At 58.2% G+C, this 15,790-nt stretch carries 21 protein-coding genes; 16 read left to right on the plus strand and 5 right to left on the minus strand.

The window, feature by feature from the left end:
• Position 1 precedes the first annotated feature (1 nt).
• From ascR to ascN, 5 genes are read right to left on the minus strand one after another with little or no spacing between them, the layout of a single operon-like run.
• Positions 2-655, minus strand: a complete 654-nt coding sequence (ascR, locus tag AACW87_RS05970) for a SctR family type III secretion system export apparatus subunit AscR (protein WP_241324468.1) — start codon at positions 653-655, stop codon at positions 2-4.
• The gene (gene sctQ / locus AACW87_RS05975; RefSeq protein WP_241324469.1) at positions 652-1,578 is read right to left on the minus strand and encodes a type III secretion system cytoplasmic ring protein SctQ; all 927 of its coding nucleotides are present in this window, start codon (positions 1,576-1,578) and stop codon (positions 652-654) included. The genes ascR and sctQ overlap by 4 nt, the downstream gene beginning before the upstream one ends.
• On the minus strand, positions 1,575-2,663 hold the full coding sequence (locus AACW87_RS22605; RefSeq protein WP_241324470.1) for a type III secretion system needle length determinant: 1,089 nt from the start codon (positions 2,661-2,663) through the stop codon (positions 1,575-1,577). The genes sctQ and AACW87_RS22605 overlap by 4 nt, the downstream gene beginning before the upstream one ends.
• A gap of 6 nt (positions 2,664-2,669) precedes the next feature.
• Positions 2,670-3,131, minus strand: coding sequence for a type III secretion protein (locus AACW87_RS05985; RefSeq protein WP_241324471.1), 462 nt, complete (start codon positions 3,129-3,131; stop codon positions 2,670-2,672).
• Complete coding sequence (gene ascN, locus AACW87_RS05990) at positions 3,128-4,450, minus strand: SctN family type III secretion system ATPase AscN (RefSeq protein ID WP_241324472.1); 1,323 nt, start codon at positions 4,448-4,450, stop codon at positions 3,128-3,130. Before ascN ends, AACW87_RS05985 begins: the two co-directional genes overlap by 4 nt.
• Before the next feature lie 189 nt (positions 4,451-4,639).
• Between ascN and sctW the strand changes: the two genes are divergently transcribed.
• The 16 genes from sctW (at position 4,640) to AACW87_RS06070 (ending at position 15,718) form a co-directional block, all read left to right on the plus strand.
• On the plus strand, positions 4,640-5,518 hold the full coding sequence (gene sctW, locus AACW87_RS05995) for a type III secretion system gatekeeper subunit SctW (RefSeq protein ID WP_103471302.1): 879 nt from the start codon (positions 4,640-4,642) through the stop codon (positions 5,516-5,518).
• Positions 5,499-5,780, plus strand: a complete 282-nt coding sequence (locus AACW87_RS06000; protein WP_241324473.1) for a TyeA family type III secretion system gatekeeper subunit — start codon at positions 5,499-5,501, stop codon at positions 5,778-5,780. The genes sctW and AACW87_RS06000 overlap by 20 nt, the downstream gene beginning before the upstream one ends.
• Positions 5,777-6,148: a SycN family type III secretion system chaperone Acr2 gene (gene acr2, locus AACW87_RS06005; RefSeq protein WP_241324474.1), complete on the plus strand. Its 372-nt coding sequence runs from the start codon at positions 5,777-5,779 to the stop codon at positions 6,146-6,148. The genes AACW87_RS06000 and acr2 overlap by 4 nt, the downstream gene beginning before the upstream one ends.
• Before the next feature lie 79 nt (positions 6,149-6,227).
• On the plus strand, positions 6,228-6,593 hold the full coding sequence (ascX, locus tag AACW87_RS06010; RefSeq protein ID WP_241324475.1) for a type III secretion system protein AscX: 366 nt from the start codon (positions 6,228-6,230) through the stop codon (positions 6,591-6,593).
• Positions 6,590-6,940 (plus strand): type III secretion system chaperone AscY, encoded by a 351-nt coding sequence (gene ascY, locus AACW87_RS06015; RefSeq protein ID WP_241324476.1) that lies wholly within the window; start codon positions 6,590-6,592, stop codon positions 6,938-6,940. Before ascX ends, ascY begins: the two co-directional genes overlap by 4 nt.
• Positions 6,873-9,038, plus strand: a complete 2,166-nt coding sequence (ascV, locus tag AACW87_RS06020) for a SctV family type III secretion system export apparatus subunit AscV (RefSeq protein ID WP_277606738.1) — start codon at positions 6,873-6,875, stop codon at positions 9,036-9,038. Before ascY ends, ascV begins: the two co-directional genes overlap by 68 nt.
• On the plus strand, positions 9,035-9,475 hold the full coding sequence (locus AACW87_RS06025; RefSeq protein ID WP_241324478.1) for an LcrR family type III secretion system chaperone: 441 nt from the start codon (positions 9,035-9,037) through the stop codon (positions 9,473-9,475). The genes ascV and AACW87_RS06025 overlap by 4 nt, the downstream gene beginning before the upstream one ends.
• A gap of 39 nt (positions 9,476-9,514) precedes the next feature.
• Positions 9,515-9,799 (plus strand): type III secretion protein, encoded by a 285-nt coding sequence (locus AACW87_RS06030; RefSeq protein ID WP_103471295.1) that lies wholly within the window; start codon positions 9,515-9,517, stop codon positions 9,797-9,799.
• Between the two features lie 9 nt (positions 9,800-9,808).
• On the plus strand, positions 9,809-10,747 hold the full coding sequence (locus AACW87_RS06035; protein WP_241324479.1) for a virulence-associated V antigen: 939 nt from the start codon (positions 9,809-9,811) through the stop codon (positions 10,745-10,747).
• 9 nt (positions 10,748-10,756) lie between these two features.
• On the plus strand, positions 10,757-11,260 hold the full coding sequence (acrH, locus tag AACW87_RS06040) for a SycD/LcrH family type III secretion system chaperone AcrH (RefSeq protein WP_241324480.1): 504 nt from the start codon (positions 10,757-10,759) through the stop codon (positions 11,258-11,260).
• Positions 11,241-12,428, plus strand: coding sequence for a type III secretion system translocon subunit AopB (aopB, locus tag AACW87_RS06045; protein ID WP_241324481.1), 1,188 nt, complete (start codon positions 11,241-11,243; stop codon positions 12,426-12,428). The genes acrH and aopB overlap by 20 nt, the downstream gene beginning before the upstream one ends.
• 12 nt (positions 12,429-12,440) lie before the next feature.
• Entirely contained in the window at positions 12,441-13,331 is an 891-nt protein-coding gene (gene aopD, locus AACW87_RS06050) for a type III secretion system translocon subunit AopD (protein WP_241324482.1), read from the plus strand.
• 135 nt (positions 13,332-13,466) lie between these two features.
• Positions 13,467-13,910: a type III secretion system chaperone gene (locus AACW87_RS06055; RefSeq protein WP_103471290.1), complete on the plus strand. Its 444-nt coding sequence runs from the start codon at positions 13,467-13,469 to the stop codon at positions 13,908-13,910.
• A 2-nt stretch (positions 13,911-13,912) separates the two neighbouring features.
• The gene (locus AACW87_RS06060) at positions 13,913-14,146 is read left to right on the plus strand and encodes a T3SS regulon translocated regulator ExsE family protein (protein ID WP_241324483.1); all 234 of its coding nucleotides are present in this window, start codon (positions 13,913-13,915) and stop codon (positions 14,144-14,146) included.
• Positions 14,143-14,544 (plus strand): YscW family type III secretion system pilotin, encoded by a 402-nt coding sequence (locus AACW87_RS06065; protein ID WP_241324484.1) that lies wholly within the window; start codon positions 14,143-14,145, stop codon positions 14,542-14,544. The genes AACW87_RS06060 and AACW87_RS06065 overlap by 4 nt, the downstream gene beginning before the upstream one ends.
• A 358-nt stretch (positions 14,545-14,902) precedes the next feature.
• Positions 14,903-15,718: a helix-turn-helix transcriptional regulator gene (locus AACW87_RS06070; RefSeq protein WP_277606739.1), complete on the plus strand. Its 816-nt coding sequence runs from the start codon at positions 14,903-14,905 to the stop codon at positions 15,716-15,718.
• The last annotated feature ends 72 nt before the right edge of the window (positions 15,719-15,790 follow it).

Consider the following 15,790-nt stretch of genomic DNA (forward strand, 5'->3'; position numbering starts at 1 on the left):
CCTAGCCTCCGTAGCTGATGACCAGCCCATGGGTGAGGCGAGCCCAGCCATCTAGCAGCACAAACAGCAGCAGCTTGAATGGCAGAGAGATGGTCATGGGGGAGACCATCATCATCCCCATCGCCAGCAGTATGTTGGAGATGATGAGGTCGATGGCGATAAAGGGCAGGTAGATGAGAAAGCCGATTTCGAAGGCACGGCTGAGCTCGCTCACGGTAAAGGCAGGCAGCAGGATCAGCAGGCTGTCCGGTTCCAGCCGGTCGGCATATTTGCTCGGCCAAAGCTGCTTGGTGCTGTCAATAAAGAAGGCGTGCTCCCGTGGCTTGATCTGTTTTTTCAAAAAGGCGCGGTAGGGGGCCATCCCCTCGTCGAGGAACTTCTCCACCGATTCGGACTTGGTCAATGACACCTCGTTCTGGCGCAGGTAATCCTGAGTGGCAAAACCGACCGGTGCCATTACATAGATGCTGAGAATTATTGCCAGCCCGTACATCGCCATGTTGGGGGGAATTTGCTGCACGCCCAGGGCGTTGCGCAGCAGTGAAAAGACCACTGCCATCTTGACGAAGGAGGTGGCCATCACGGCGATAAAGGGGAGCAGGGCCAGCAGGGCGAGGCCGACGATGAGGTTAAGCTCATCTGGTAGCTGGATCATGCCTGCGACTCTCCACTCAAGGTTTCTATACGCACCCCCAGTCGGCCTTGAATGTCCACAAGTCTGCCGACACCCAGCGGATGGCCGTTACTGATGATGCGTACCTCACCGTCAAGGGGCGTGCCGAGGTCGATCAGTGAGCCCGGTTGCAGGCTGGTGAGGGTGTGCCAATCCAGCGTCTGGCTGCCCACTTCGAAGCTGACCTGAATGGGCAGGCTCTCCAGTTCGGTCGGGGTGAGCGGCTCATCGGGGGCGGAGGTATACATATCGGTCAGTTCCAGATGTTGTTGATGGGGTTGGCAGTAGGCAAAGGGGCGACCCTCCACGCAGACCAGCAGTTGCTGGCCCAGCAGCGGATGGGGTGGCGGCAGCAGCACATCACCGATGGCGAGAGAGGCGATCTCCGTTATGGTCAGGTGCATCTCTCCCCAGCGTAGGGAGAGGGCCAATGGCAGCGATAGCCGCTGCTGGCGTGGTCGTGGTGGCAGCTTGGCCAACAGGGGGACGGGTTCGGTGAGCCAGAGGGCGAGGTGGGCCCCCTCCCGTTGCAGCAACAGTTGCAGGGCGGGTTCGTCGGCCTTATCGCCACTTTGCTGCCGGGTCAGCGCCGAGCAGGTGAGGCCGCCGAGGGGTTGCCCCAACCGCTCGATCAGCGCCAGTTGCAGGGATTCTGGCAGGCTGAACAGCGCCGCCTGCTGCAGATCCTGCGCCAGCCAGTGAGCCAGCTCGGTGCCGTGGCACAGAAGGGGCAAAGAGAGCCCCTGCCACTGCAGCTGCAGCCGGGTATCGAGCGTGGCTGGAGGCTGTCCGATGGTGAGGGCAAGCTCGCCGCCCCCCCAGCTAAAGTGCTGGCGGTATTGGCTCAGGGTTTGTTGCAGGGTCAGCTCCGCCAGCGAGGCGGAGCTGAAAGCAATCTGTGTCATGCGTCGGTATCCCACTCTTCATAGATGGATCTTTTATGGCGCGAGCCCTGTTCACTATCGGCCTGGCTAAAGAGGTCGAGGGCGACCCGCTCACCGGGATAGAGCCGCTGCAGGCGGTCAATCAAATCGCTGCGCCCCTGATTGAGCAGCAGTTGCCCCTCGCTGGTCGCCAAGATCTCGATCTGCAGCTCGCCATGCTGGCGTTCGATACGAATGGAAAGCTCCCCCAGTGCCGGCAGCGTAAGGTGCAGCAGGGGCGGGCGCTCTGGGCGGCCCAGTTCTTGATAAATATTCACCGCCAGCCGTTCCAGCAACTGGCCCAGCTCCCGGTTGATCTCGGCGGGTGCCATCCGGGCGAGCAGCAGATCCCCAGGGGTTTTAACCTGCAGGGGGAGTGGTTGACCGCTTGCCTCAGGCATTTCATCGGTCACTGTAGTTGCGTCGGCGTCGAGCTGTTCTGTAAGTTCTCTGGCATCTACTTGGGATGCTTCGCCCAGTTGGCGGACTGCTTGAGCGGCCACTTGCGCTATATCTGCACCAGAGGTGGTCTCGGCTCTCTGCGTGCCATCAGCTCCTTTTTCGGGGCGCGAGGTGGCCTCTTTCAGTGCGGATGGAGGTGCTGACTGAACACCCTCTTGTCCAGGCTGTTGTAATGCCTCTGGGACATGATGTGCGCCGACTTCATGCTCTTTATCATCCCGTGCTTGTTTCTCGGTTTCGCTCCTGGCCTCCCTCTGAGCATGGGCGGCTACGTCAGAGAGGGCTGAGCCGGGTACACCGGAAGTCTCTTCTTTGATAACCAGTTGTGGCTGCAAGCTTTTTGGCCGGGTGTGAGCGGCTGCGAGATCCCGCTGCCGGGCCGTATCGGCCGCCTGTTTTTTTTGTTGTTGTGTCTGCAATAGATGTTGATGCAGCAGCTCCCGTGTATGGCGCTGCCCATTTCCCCTTTGCTGGTGGGTCGCCTTTTGTTCCTGCTCGAGCTGCATCGCCTTCTCGAAGCGCTGCTGCTGCGCCTGATTGACTTCTGCCTGCGGGGAATCGCTTTGGGCTCTGGTGGTACCCTTACCGGGCATGACTCGGTTCATGGCTCGTTAGATCCTGATCTGCTGACGGAACTCTTCCTGTTCCTGTTCTTCGTTGTAGTCACGCAGAGCTCGCTGTGACGCCAGTTCCTGGCGATGAAGTTCGGCAAATTTTTCCTGCTGCTGGCGGGCGCGGTGTACCGCTTGCTGGCGTTCCTGCAACCGGATGCGCTCTTCGGCGACCCGCTCGGCCTGTTCGGCAGCACTCTGCTCCAGTTGCGCCTCTTTCTCCCGCAGCAAGGCCACTTGCTGTTGCCACGCTTTGAGCCCCTTGCGATCGAGCCGCTCTGCCTGGCAGATGGCAAACAGTCGATCTTCCTCAGCAAGCCGCCACTGGCGATAGTTCAGACTCTCCTGTTCAGCCTCTCGCTGGCGGACACGGGCGAGTTGCACGCGAGCCTGCTGGGCGACGAGTTGCTGCTCGGCCCGATCCAGCCGCAGGTCTTTGATCCGTTGTAGGCGGCCAATCATCGGGTCAGCGCCTCAAGGGTGGTGAGAGCCTGCTCCAGCGAACTGGGTTCATGGGTCCCTTGTTTAAGCCACTGACGAATGGCCTCGATGCGGGCGATCGCTTCGTCGGCCACCTTGTCCTGCCCCTTCTGGTATTCGCCGATCTGCAGCAGCAGCTCCACCTCTTCGTATTTCGCCAGCCAACTGCGCAGCCGACCGGCCTGTGTCTGATGCTCGGGCTCGATGATCTGGTTCATCACCCGGCTGGCGGAGCGCAGCACATCAATGGCCGGGTAGTGGTTGGCCGCTGCCAGCTTGCGCGACAGTATGATGTGACCATCGAGAATGGATCGCGTCTCGTCGGCCACCGGCTCGGTCATGTCATCCCCCTCCACCAGCACTGTATAGAGGGCGGTGATGGAGCCCTTGTCCGATTGACCGGCCCGCTCCATCAGGCGTGGCAGGGCGGCAAACACCGATGGCGGATAGCCCCGTCGGGTTGGCGGCTCGCCAGCGGCCAAACCAATCTCCCGCTGGGCGCGAGCAAAACGGGTGACGGAGTCCATCAGTAGCAGCACCCGCTTGCCCTGATCGCGGAAATACTCGGCGATGGAGGTGGCGACGAAGCCCGCCTTGGCCCGCTCCATGGCGGGGCGATCGGACGTCGCCACCACCAGCACCGCCTTCTTGATCCCCTCTTCTCCCAGATCCGCTTCGATAAACTCCCGCACCTCCCGTCCCCGCTCTCCGATGAGAGCAAGTACGGTGACGTCTACTTCGGCGCTGCGAATAAGCGAGGCGAGCAGGGTGCTCTTGCCACCGCCAGCGGCGGCGAAGATCCCCATCCGCTGTCCCTCACCGCAGGTGAGCAGGCCGTCGATGGCGCGAATACCCAGCGAAATGGGCCGGGCGATGCGTTTGCGGCTCATGGGGGGAGGGGCATCCCGATAGACCGGATACCAGGCGGCGGGTTCCGGCAGATGGCCGCCACCAAAGGGGTTGCCGAGGCCATCCAGCACCTGACCGAGCAGATGTTCGCCGACCCCGACCTGATGCATGGCACCCGTCGGGCTCACTTCGGTATTGGAGGAGATGCCGAACATCTCGCCAAGGGGGGTGAGCAGTGCCTGATGCTGGGCAAAACCGATCACCTCCGCCTGCAGCGAGAGGGTGTTGTCGGGGTTGCGCAGATGGCAGAGCTCGCCGATCCGTACCCCGGGTACCACCGCCTTGAGCAGGGTGCCAGTCACCTGGGTGACCCGGCCACGGATCTGGATCAGACGGCACTCGTCGATGGCATGACGAAGCTGGCCGGGGATGTGGTCGAGGGATAGGGTCATAGAGATCTGCGCCATTGAAACTGGTGGCCACTATAGGGGATGGCTCGCAGCAGGGATTTCAACGCGAGTCGGGACTTTTTAGAAAACCGTTGGGGGCAGGCTAAAAATTCACGACCGATTTTGGCATAGGGGACAGGAGGCGATTTTTATAATGCCATCCTCATCAATCTATTCGTCACGGGAGTTTTCATGGCCATTATCCAGAGCAACCCCTATGCCAGTGCTGCGCCATCCGAAGTGCGTGGCACAGAGAGTGCTTCCGGCACGGCCACCCTGCAGGGTGGCCAGTTTCAGGGGGAGCGGGTCATGCTGGCCAGTGCCTCCCAATCTCTGGCCGATGCCGCTGAAGAGCTCACCTTTGTCTTCTCGGAGCGTAAAGAGCTGTCACTGGCCAAGCGCAAGCTGAGCGACAGCACCGCCAGGATCAACGAGATCGAAGAATTGGTGGGCGACTACCTGGAGAAGGTGCCCAGTCTTGAGCGCCAGCAGAAGATCAAGGAGATGGTGAGCCACCTCGGCAGTGGCCGGTTAGCCAATCTCTCCCAACTGCTGGCCTACCTAGAGAGCTACTCGGGGGAGGTGAGCGAGCAGTTCGAGGCACTCACTCAGGCCCGCAAGGCGCTTGCCGGGCGGCCCGAGATGCAGGGCACCCTCAATTTGATCGAGCAGGCACTGGCCAAGCTGGCGGAAGAGCAAGGCACTGCCATCGTGCTGGGTGCCCGCATTACCGCCCCGGCGGCTGAGGCGGCTAGTGCTGGAGTTGGCGCCGAGCAGGATCTACGGGATCTCTATCGCGATGCGGTGCAGGACTACCGCGCCCTATCTGCGGCCTGGCGCGACATCCACAGCCGCTTTGGTAATGGGGCGGTGGAGAAGGTGACCGGTTTCATGATGAAGGCCCTCAGCGCCGACCTCGATACCCAGCAGCGCTGGCTCGATCCAGTCAAGCTGGAGCGGGTGATGAGCGACATGCACAAGCTGCGGCTGCTCAATACCCTCTCGGCCCAAGTAGACGAGCTGTGGCAACGGGTGAAGGAGGGGGCGGCTCATGGCATACGGGCCTTCTAATCTGATGGGCGATCTCATCGCCCTGGTAGAGAAGCGCTGGGCCAGCGTGCGGGATGTGGAGCAGGTCGGCGTTGCCCTCGAGCTCTCGGAGAGTCGTCAGAAGGTGCTGCTCTATCAGGAGCTCAAGCGGCTGATACGCCTGTTGCCCATTGAATTGTTCAGCGAAGAGGAGCAGCGCCAGAACCTGCTGCAGTGTTGTCAGGGAGCGCTCGATAATGCCATCGAACGGGAAGAGGATGAGTTGTCTGGAGAGTCGTCATGAACTGGATTGAATCCCTGCTGGTGCACTTTTGCCAAGATCTGGGCATCACCATAGGGGATAACCCCCACTCGCTGATCCAGCTTGAGCTGGAGCAGAGCGGCACCCTGCAACTGGAACGCCATCAGGGGCAGCTCACCCTCTGGCTCGCCCGTGCAGTACCCTGGCATCAGAGCGGCGAGGCAATACGTCGTGCCATGGCCCTCACCGCAGCAGCGCAAGGCCCGGCACTGCCGGTTCGCAGCGGCTGGCTGGGTGAGGATCAGTTGATCCTCTTCGTCACCCTGGATGAGCGGGCGGTTACCCTGCCCCAGCTCCATCAGGCATTGACCACCCTGACCCGGCTGCAACGAGAGGTGCTGGCGTCATGAGCCGGATCACTGCTGCCCGGCATCCGGGAATCGAACCGCCAAGCGCCACGATGCCAGCCCTCTCAGAGGGGGGAATGGTATGAGCCGGATCACTGCAGCGCATATCGGTATCGAGCAGCTCAGCGCCATCTCCCTCGACGATCAGGATCGCAGCCTGCCGGGGCGTTATGCCCTGCTGCCCGATGGCCAGTCCATCGAACCCCATATCAGCCGCCTCTACCCCGAGCGGTTGGCGGATCGGGCGTTGCTTGATTTCGCCACCCCGGATCGCGGCTTTCACGACTTGCTGCGGCCCGTTGATTTCAATCAGGCGATGCAGGGGCTGCGAAGCGTGCTGGCCGAGGGGCAGAGCCCCGAATTGCGGGCGGCGGCTGCGCTGCTCGAACAGATGCATGCCGATGAACAACTGATGCAGATGACCCTTCATCTGCTGCACAAGGTATGACCATGGTGCTTACGTTACAGCAGCAGGATGCGCTGCTGCTCACCGGCTGGCTGCAACTGCAATACGGCCACCCCGACAAGGCGTGCGTCCTGCTGGCCGCCCTGCTGCAGATCTACCCCGACCATCAGGGGGGGCGACGAACCTTGCTGGTGGCCCTGCTCAAACAGGGCGAGGGGAAGGCCGCGCTGGCCCATGTCGATCAGCTGATGCAGCAAGGGGAGGCCGACGGCCCGCTCTGGCTCTGCCGCAGCAGGGCCTGCCAGTTGGCAGGGCGGCTGGATGAAGCCCGCTTTGCCTATCAACACTACCTCGAACTGGAAGAGCAGAATGAATCAACGCTCCCTTGAGCTGCTGCGCCGGATAGGCGAGCGCAAGGACATCATGCTGGCGATACTGCTGCTGGCCATCGTCTTCATGATGGTCTTGCCGCTGCCGCCGGTGGCCCTCGATATCCTGATCGCCATCAACATGACCATTTCTGTGGTGCTGTTGATGATGGCGGTTTATATCAATTCGCCGCTGCAGTTCTCCGCCTTTCCGGCGGTGCTGCTCATCACCACCCTGTTCCGGCTTGCCCTCTCGGTGAGTACCACCCGGATGATCCTGCTGCAGGCCGATGCGGGGCAGATCGTCTACACCTTCGGTAACTTCGTGGTGGGGGGCAATCTGGTGGTGGGGATCGTCATCTTCCTTATCATCACCATCGTCCAGTTTCTGGTGATCACCAAGGGTTCGGAGCGGGTGGCGGAGGTGAGTGCCCGCTTCTCGCTCGATGCCATGCCTGGCAAGCAGATGAGTATCGATGGCGACATGCGCGCCGGGGTGATCGACGTACACGAGGCGCGGGATCGCCGCGGGGTCATCGAGAAGGAGAGCCAGATGTTCGGCTCCATGGATGGTGCCATGAAGTTCGTGAAGGGGGACGCCATCGCGGGCCTCATCATCATATTCGTCAACATCCTCGGGGGCGTCACCATAGGGGTGACCCAGAAGGGGTTGTCCGCCGCCGATGCGCTGCAGCTCTACTCCATTCTGACGGTGGGGGACGGCATGGTCTCCCAGGTGCCGGCACTGCTGATCGCCATCACCGCGGGGATCATAGTCACCCGGGTCTCTTCCGAGGAGTCTTCCGATCTGGGTACCGATATCGGCGCCCAGGTGGTTGCCCAGCCCAAGGCGCTGTTGATCGGTGGCCTGCTGCTGGTGTTGTTCGGGTTGATCCCGGGCTTCCCTATGATCACCTTCTTTACCCTGGCGGCCATCGTCACGGCTGGGGGCTACTTTATCGGGTTGCGTCAGCGCAAGGAGCAGCACAGCAACAGCCAAGATCTACCCACTGTGCTGGCCCAGGGGGCCGGTGCGCCCGCAGCTCGCAGCAAGCCGAAACCGGGTGGCAAGCCGCGGGGCAAGCTGGGGGAGAAGGAGGAGTTTGCCATGACGGTACCTCTGCTAATCGACGTGGATGCCGCTCTACAGGCGGATCTGGAGGCGATTGCCCTCAACGACGAACTAGTGCGAGTGCGGCGTGCCCTTTATCTCGATCTCGGGGTGCCCTTTCCGGGCATCCACCTGCGTTTCAACGAGGGGATGGGGCCCGGCGAATATCTGATCCAGCTGCAAGAAGTACCAGTGGCGCGCGGTCTGTTGCGACCGGGTCATCAGCTGGTGCAGGAGAATGCCTCACAGCTCGATCTGCTGGGGATCCCTTACGAAGAGGGGGCGCCACTGCTGCCTGGTCAACCCACTCTCTGGGTTGCCAATGATCATCAGGATCGTCTGGAGAAGTCGCGGCTTGCGACGCTCATCACTGGTCAGGTAGTGACCTGGCACCTCTCCCATGTGTTGCGCGAATATGCCGAGGACTTTATCGGCATTCAGGAGACTCGCTATCTGCTGGAACAGATGGAGGGGAGCTATGGCGAGCTGGTGAAGGAGGCGCAGCGCATCATACCGTTGCAGCGGATGACCGAAATATTGCAGCGGCTGGTGGGGGAGGATATCTCCATCCGTAACATGCGCGCCATTCTGGAGGCCATGGTGGAGTGGGGTCAGAAGGAGAAAGATGTGGTGCAGCTCACTGAGTACATCCGCAGCAGCCTCAAGCGCTACATCTGCTACAAGTACGCCAACGGCAACAACATCCTGCCTGCCTACCTGCTCGATCAGCAGGTTGAGGAGCAGATCCGCGGCGGTATTCGCCAGACCAGTGCGGGTAGCTATCTGGCGCTCGATCCCACCATCACTCAGAGTTTTCTCGATCAGGTTCGCCATACCGTGGGGGATCTGGCACAGATGCAGAACAAGCCGGTGCTTATCGTCTCCATGGATATTCGCCGCTACGTGCGCAAGCTGATTGAGGGGGATTACCATGCCCTGCCTGTGCTCTCCTACCAGGAGCTGACCCAGCAGATCAATATCCAGCCGCTGGGGAGGGTCTGCCTTTGATTCGCGACCCCCTGATCCCCTGGTTGCGGGCCAGAGGGCTCGATGTAACCCCCTACCATCTGGGTAATAGCCCGATCCAGCTTGGCCATGGCTTTTGCTATCGCCATATCTACCTCGCCTGGCGGGTCGATCCCGCGACTCGGCGGGTATGGATCCTGCTGGTGCGCCGCTGCGGCGAGCGGACCGGTCTGGCCAATCCCTTTGCTGCGCTCTATCTGCTGGCCGAAGCCACCTTGGCGGTGCTCGGTCCGGGCCATTCGCTCTACGGTAACGTCGATGTTTTTCGTGGCAGCACTTTGAGTGGTGAGCGGCTCGGCCGTTTCTATCTACGCTGGACCGGCGCATCTGAACCCGAGCCCGGCTGGTTCATGCTGGCCGCCGAGCGGGTCTGTTCACTTCGGGATATGCGAAAACGACAAAAGCACGGCCTTGCGTGACAGGCATGTCCAAAGGGGCCTCATAGAATAGGAGCCAAGATGAAACAACCGCGTTTTGCCCACCACAGTGAGGCCATTGCCCAAGCGGAGCAAGCCATCGCCGACAGCGATCACCGCAACGCCCTGTTGCAGGAGATGTTGGCCGGACTGGCTCTGTCAGATCAGACCTGTCAGTTGCTCTTCGACGCCCCGACCGAACAGGTAGCGGTGGCCGAACAGGAGCTGTTGGCGGAGATCCAACGCAGGCAGGCTGTATTACCTGCACAGCCGGGAGAGACCCGCAAGCGCCGGCGCCCGACCATGATGCGCGGACTGATGATTTAAGGAGTTGTGATGAGCACTATCCCTGACTACAACCGCAATCCAGCCGAGTTTGTTGGCTGGCTCGATGGTCAACCGCTCGACAAGTTGCCGGGCAATAAGAATCCCAAGCTGGCTGAACTGCTCGCCTTGCTTGATGGCAAGATCATCATCAGCACCGACAAACCGACTCCGCTGACTAGGGCGCAGCTGGAGAAGTTGCTGGCTGCGTATCTGACGGATCCAGCCACCGTCACCGGGCTCTGGCCCAACGGCCAGTTTCAGCTGTGCCAAGAGACGGCCATAACAGCCATCAGGGGGATGATTGAACGAGGTGGGCAACAAACCCCCAAGGTAACCAGCTGGAGCGTGTCCGAATTTATGCTGCTTGGTCTCAGCGCGCTGACCATGGATCGCATCGATGACGACATCATGGACACGTTTAAAGGAGTGATGGCGTTTCAGGACAACAAGCGCAAAGCACTCGGCGATGAACTGAAAGATATGACCGCCGAACTGAAGATCTACGGGGTGATCCAGTCCGAGATCAACAAGGTGCTCTCTGCGGCATCCAACCAGACCTTCAAGACCGATTTCAATCTGATGGATTACCAACTCTATGGCTATGGGTCGGAGGCTGATTTCAAGAAGGGACCCGAGTTCAAGCTGCTTGAAAAAATGCAGGGCAGCGATGGCAAGGTCACGGTCAAGATGTTCCTCGAGAGTGGTCAGAAGAAGAGCGGTGCCATGAAGGATATCGAAGCCGAGTACGCATACAACAAGGACAATAACAAGCTTGGCAACTTCTCCACCAGTGTGAGCGACCGCTCGCGCCCGCTCAACGATCAGGTCAGTGAGAAGACCACCCGTCTCAACGACGTCAGCTCGCGCTACAACGCCGCCATTGAGGCACTCAACCGCTTTATCCAGAAATACGACAGCATCATGCGCGACATTCTTGGCGCAATTTGAGGAGAGATCATGCAGACCGACACCACCCTGACCCTGGAATATGAAGCCGAGCTGGAAGCCTTTATGGCTGATGGCGGCACCCTGGCCATGCTGCAGGATATCTCTGGCGACACGCTGGAGCAGCTCTATGCCCTGGCCTTTGGCCAGTATCAGGCCGGCAAGTGGGAAGAGGCTCACAAGATCTTCCAGGCCCTCTGCATGCTGGATCACTACGAGCCGCGCTATTTCCTCGGGCTGGGGGCCTGCCGTCAGGCGCTGGGCGAGTTTGAAACGGCGGTCCAGAGCTACAGCTTTGGCGCCATGCTCGACCTGAACGATCCCCGATTCCCGTTTCATGCCGCCGAGTGTCGGCTGCAACAAGGTGATTTGAACGGGGCCGAGAGTGGCTTTCACTCGGCCCACCTGCTGGCGGACCCGGATCCGTTGCAGGCAGACCTGGCGGCAAGCGCCAAGGTCATGTTGGAAGCCATCGCAATCAGAAGGGATCTGCAAGATGAACCCGATCAGCAATGAAAGACCCGTTTCCCCGCTGGGAAACACAGGTGACGTTGCGGGCCTGACGCCCGTTACCCAGCCTCGCAGTGAAACACGGCTCGATGCCGCGACAGTGCAAGCCACCGGGCAAGCCCGCAAATCGGGGGTCTCATTAAACGCCCCGCTGGCGGTGAGCAATGGCCAGCCCGTGCCAAAACAACTGGACGAGGTCAACAGGCTGTTGGCCCGGATCAAGCAGAGCAGCAGCCTGCTACTGCCGCACAGTAGCGTCTTGGTGACGTCTGCTTTTACCTCGCCCGAAGCGTTCGAGATTGAGCTGGGCAAGCTCACCAGCGATCTGGAGAAGACCCAGACCAAGTTAAAACTGGCGGATCTCAAGCGAGCTCGCGAGCAGAACGAGAAGAAGATCGGCGAGAATCAGGAGAAGATCAAAGAGGCGGAAGAGAGTGCCCAGAAGGCCAAAAAATCTGGTCTGGCGAGCAAGATCTTCGGCTGGATCAGTGCGATTGCATCCATCATCATCGGAGCCATCATGGTGGCGACCGGGGTTGGCGCCGCAGCAGGTGCGTTGATGATTGCTGCCGGGGTAGTTGGTGTCGTCAATATGGCTGTACAGCAAGCAGCTGAAGATGGCCTTATCTCCAAGGAGGTGATGGCAACGCTAGGCCCTGTACTGATGGCCGTGGAAATTTTACTCGCCGTGGCCTCTGCCGTGGTGACCTTTGGTGCTGGTGCCGTCAAGGGGCTTGCCAAACTTGGCGTGAAAATGGGATTCAAGATGGCAGGAAAAGGGGCGAGCGAAGCGGGTCTCAAGCTGATTCAGAACTCCGCCAAGGTCTACCTGAAGGCCGCTGATGTATCGACTAAATTGGCTGGAAATGCGGCTAGCACAACAGCCAAAGTCGCCAAAGTTGGCACCCAAACCGCCGATATTATCGTCGATGTGGGTAACGGTGTAACCAAGACCGTTGACAATGCCTACCAGGCCAAGTCACAGCACAAGCAGGCTGACTTGCTGGAGAACCGTCAGGAGATGACCGCGATGCAGGGGGTGATTGACAAACTCAAAGAGGCTATTGCCCAGATGATCGAGGCGTTCCAGCAGACCATGGAGATGATCTTCCAGATGCTCAATGCCAAGGGCGACATGATGAACAACCTGGCTCGCAGACCCGCCGCTATCTAAGGAGTACCGACCATGATTAACAGTGATTATGCAAATGGCGTGAACCATACAGTCCCGTTGACTGAGGTGCGTGCCGGTGACGCGCAGCAGGTTCGCAATTCGGCGACTGCCCATGAGGCCGCGGGTTTGACCCGTCCGCAAGGGGCAGAGAACAAGAGCGTTCCCACCCTGCCACGCCCCGCCATCCCCTTCGATACCAAGGGGGTGAACCAGATGGTCGTTCAGCTTGAAAGTGTGATGGATATGATGTCCTTGCTGTTCAAGCTGGCCCGTCAGGCCCGTGAAATGGGTCTGGTCCAGCGGGACACCGAAAACAAGCTGGTCATCAGCCATCAGCAGGCACAGGTCGATGAGATGCGCCACGGCGCCAAACTGATGATCGCCATGGCAGTGGTCTCTGGTGTGATGGCGGGGATGTCGGCCATCATGGGGGGGGTCTCCTTGAACAAGTCGGCCAAGGCGATCAAACAGGACAAGGCGCTTAACGCCAATATCACCGGACGACAGAAGGATCTGAAGCAGATTGGAGATATCAACAAGGTGGCAGGCAAGGAGATGGGCGATTCGGGGCAGGACCTGATCGCAAGGATGAAGACCGACAAGGCTGCTTTGAAGACCCTGAACAAGCAGTTTGATGCCAATAACAGTCGCCAGCAGCTCGCCAGTACCTTGACCCAATCGGTAGGGCAAATGAGCAACTCTGCGGTGCAGGTATCGCAAGGGTTGAGCCAGGCGGACGCCAAGGAAGACGAGGTCAGGACGACCATCAGTCAGGCCGAGAAGCAGAAGATTGAGGACAATATGTCCTTCAATGTCAACTTTATGAAAGACGTGTTGCAGCTGATGCAGCAGTACGCCCAGAGCCAGAACCAGGCCTGGAAAGCGGCATTCGGCGTTGCGTAAACGCCATGGTAATCAAAGCGCCCAATCGGGCGCTTTTTTGTTTTTCCGGCCATTTTTCTTAAAAGTGCCGCCTTTGAGTGACAGTCAGGATTACTGCAGCAGGCTAACATCCTTCTCTCTCTGCTGGAGGAAATCATGGATGTAACTGTCATCATCAATCAACTGCTTGCCGAGTTCGCCACCAAATATGGTTTGCCATCTCTGACCCTGAATCCGGAGGGGATTGCTGCACTCTGTTTTGACGAGCACTTGCAGCTCAGCCTGATCCTGGTGCCGGAGCGGGATCATCTGGTGTTGCAGGTCGATGTGGCCGAACTGCATCAGGTGGGTGAGGGGATTTTTCGTCAGTTGGCCAGTTTCAATCGTCATTGGTATCAGTTCAATCTCCACTTTGGCTTCGATGAAGAGAGCCTGACGGTACAACTTTATCGCCAGATGACGGCAAGTAGGCTGACCCTGACATACCTTGAAGAGAGTCTTGCCAGTATGCTGGAGCATGCCGAATTCTGGCAGGAGTTGCTGCAACCCGGACCTCACTCCGAGTGCCGCAGTGATGAGGTGATAGGAGTACGGGTATAACCATGAAGATTCAGGAATCACAAGGCGTCCCGGCCTTGCAGGCGGCAGAGCCGCGCAAGGTGGGGGAATATGCCGGCAGAACCATGAGCACTCTGCCGATCTGCACGAGCCAGAGCCCCTTGCCGACCCTGCTGCGACGCTCCGTTACCCTGAACCAGGTGCAGGAGCTGGCATTACAGCGATTGCAACAGGGTGAGCATACGCCCATATCCAAGCGCAGGATCCGGGTATTATGAGAGTCCTGACCGCCTTGATGTTGTTTGCCATGCTCTCGGGTTGTGTTACCACACCGGAGGTAAAGCCGTTGATGCAGCAACTCAAGGGGGAAGTACATTTCCCAGCGGCGTTGCCACGTCCGGCTACGGTTGAGGTGGCTGTGCTGAGCATGATTGAGGGGCGCCCCTTGCAAATGGTCGCTATCCGATATGAGGTGACCATGCTGCCGCTGATGTTTGATCTGCGATTGACGCCCTTACAATTGGCAGAAGGGGAGATCTATGTGCGTACCCGGCTGTGGTTTATTGATGACATTGCTGTACAGGCAGTGAGCCAGCAGAAAGTTTTTAAAGTTTTTAATAGTGATAACATGGTAATTTCATTGCAACCAAAACTTTGTTATCCATTGTGTCAGTAATGTGCGGCATCAATAAATCGCCTTAAAATCAATTGTTTATTAATCTTTTAATGTGCCTTTATTGTTTCTTTTTGTAACGAAATATCTTTTGTTGTAAATGTATCTATTCATATTGATAGCAGTAATAAGATAAGTAGTGTCTTAACTCTAATTTTTGACTGGTTTTTTTGCTCATGGGTATTGTAGGATTCCCTGCTCATTTAAATTTTGATTAATTGTCGGTTTGTTTTGAATCCAATTAATTAACGAAGCAATTCATAATAAACAATAAATAAAATGTCAAAAATAAAATATCCAGAGGAGGCCTTCCCCCTCAGAGGTATTGCTGGCAATAAAAGTAGATTCAGGAAAACAAAACATGAAAGGCATTACCACAACAGAGAAGGGCGACATGACCCTGCTCCAGTGGTGCATGTCTGCCTTTAACGTTGTCGAGCATCCGCAAGAGGGAATATATATTCTTCTGGAAGGGTCGATGAGGTGGCAGGACTGTACCGATACCTATGAATTATCCCCCAACGAACTTCTGTTTGTGCGCCGTGGCAACTACGCGGTCTGTACCGGTGACGGCTCCTGTCGCCTGCTTTGGGTACCCCTTTCAAGCACATTTCTGCAAGGCTTCTTGCAACGCTTTGGTTCACTGCTCAGTGACGTGGCCCGAATTGAGGGTATGGCGCCGAGCCTATTGCCTTTCCAGGCTTCACCACTATTGGCACAGTGCATTCTGGGCTTGTGTGGTCTGACGGAACATGAGCATCCGCCTGCGCTTGCTAAATTACGTACTGAAGAGCTGCTGTTCCTGCTGGCATTTGGCGAACAGGGACCGAAATTGATGTCAATATTGCGGCAATTGAGTAATCGCCAGGTCGAGCGGTTACAGCACTTCATGGAAAAGTACTATCTCATGGAGTGGAAACTGAGTGAGTTTGCTAAAGAGTTTGGTATGGGGCTGACCACATTCAAGGAGCTGTTTGGCTCAATATATGGTGTATCTCCCCGAGCCTGGATCAGTGAGCGGCGTATTCTCTATGCTCATCAGTTATTGCTCAATAGTGAAATGAGCATAGTCGATATTGCGATGGAGGCAGGCTTTTCCAGCCAGTCTTATTTCACACAGAGCTATCGTCGTCGCTTCGGGTGCACGCCGAGTCGAGCCAGACATGGCAAAGATTAACGCCGGACTAAAATAATCTGACGTTTTTTATAAGCCACGGAGCGAGGCAATGGATAGAATAGCCAGCATATC

Origin of the sequence: Aeromonas sp. MR7, assembly GCF_963899385.1 — a bacterium.
In the GTDB taxonomy this organism is placed as follows: domain Bacteria; phylum Pseudomonadota; class Gammaproteobacteria; order Enterobacterales; family Aeromonadaceae; genus Aeromonas; species Aeromonas bestiarum.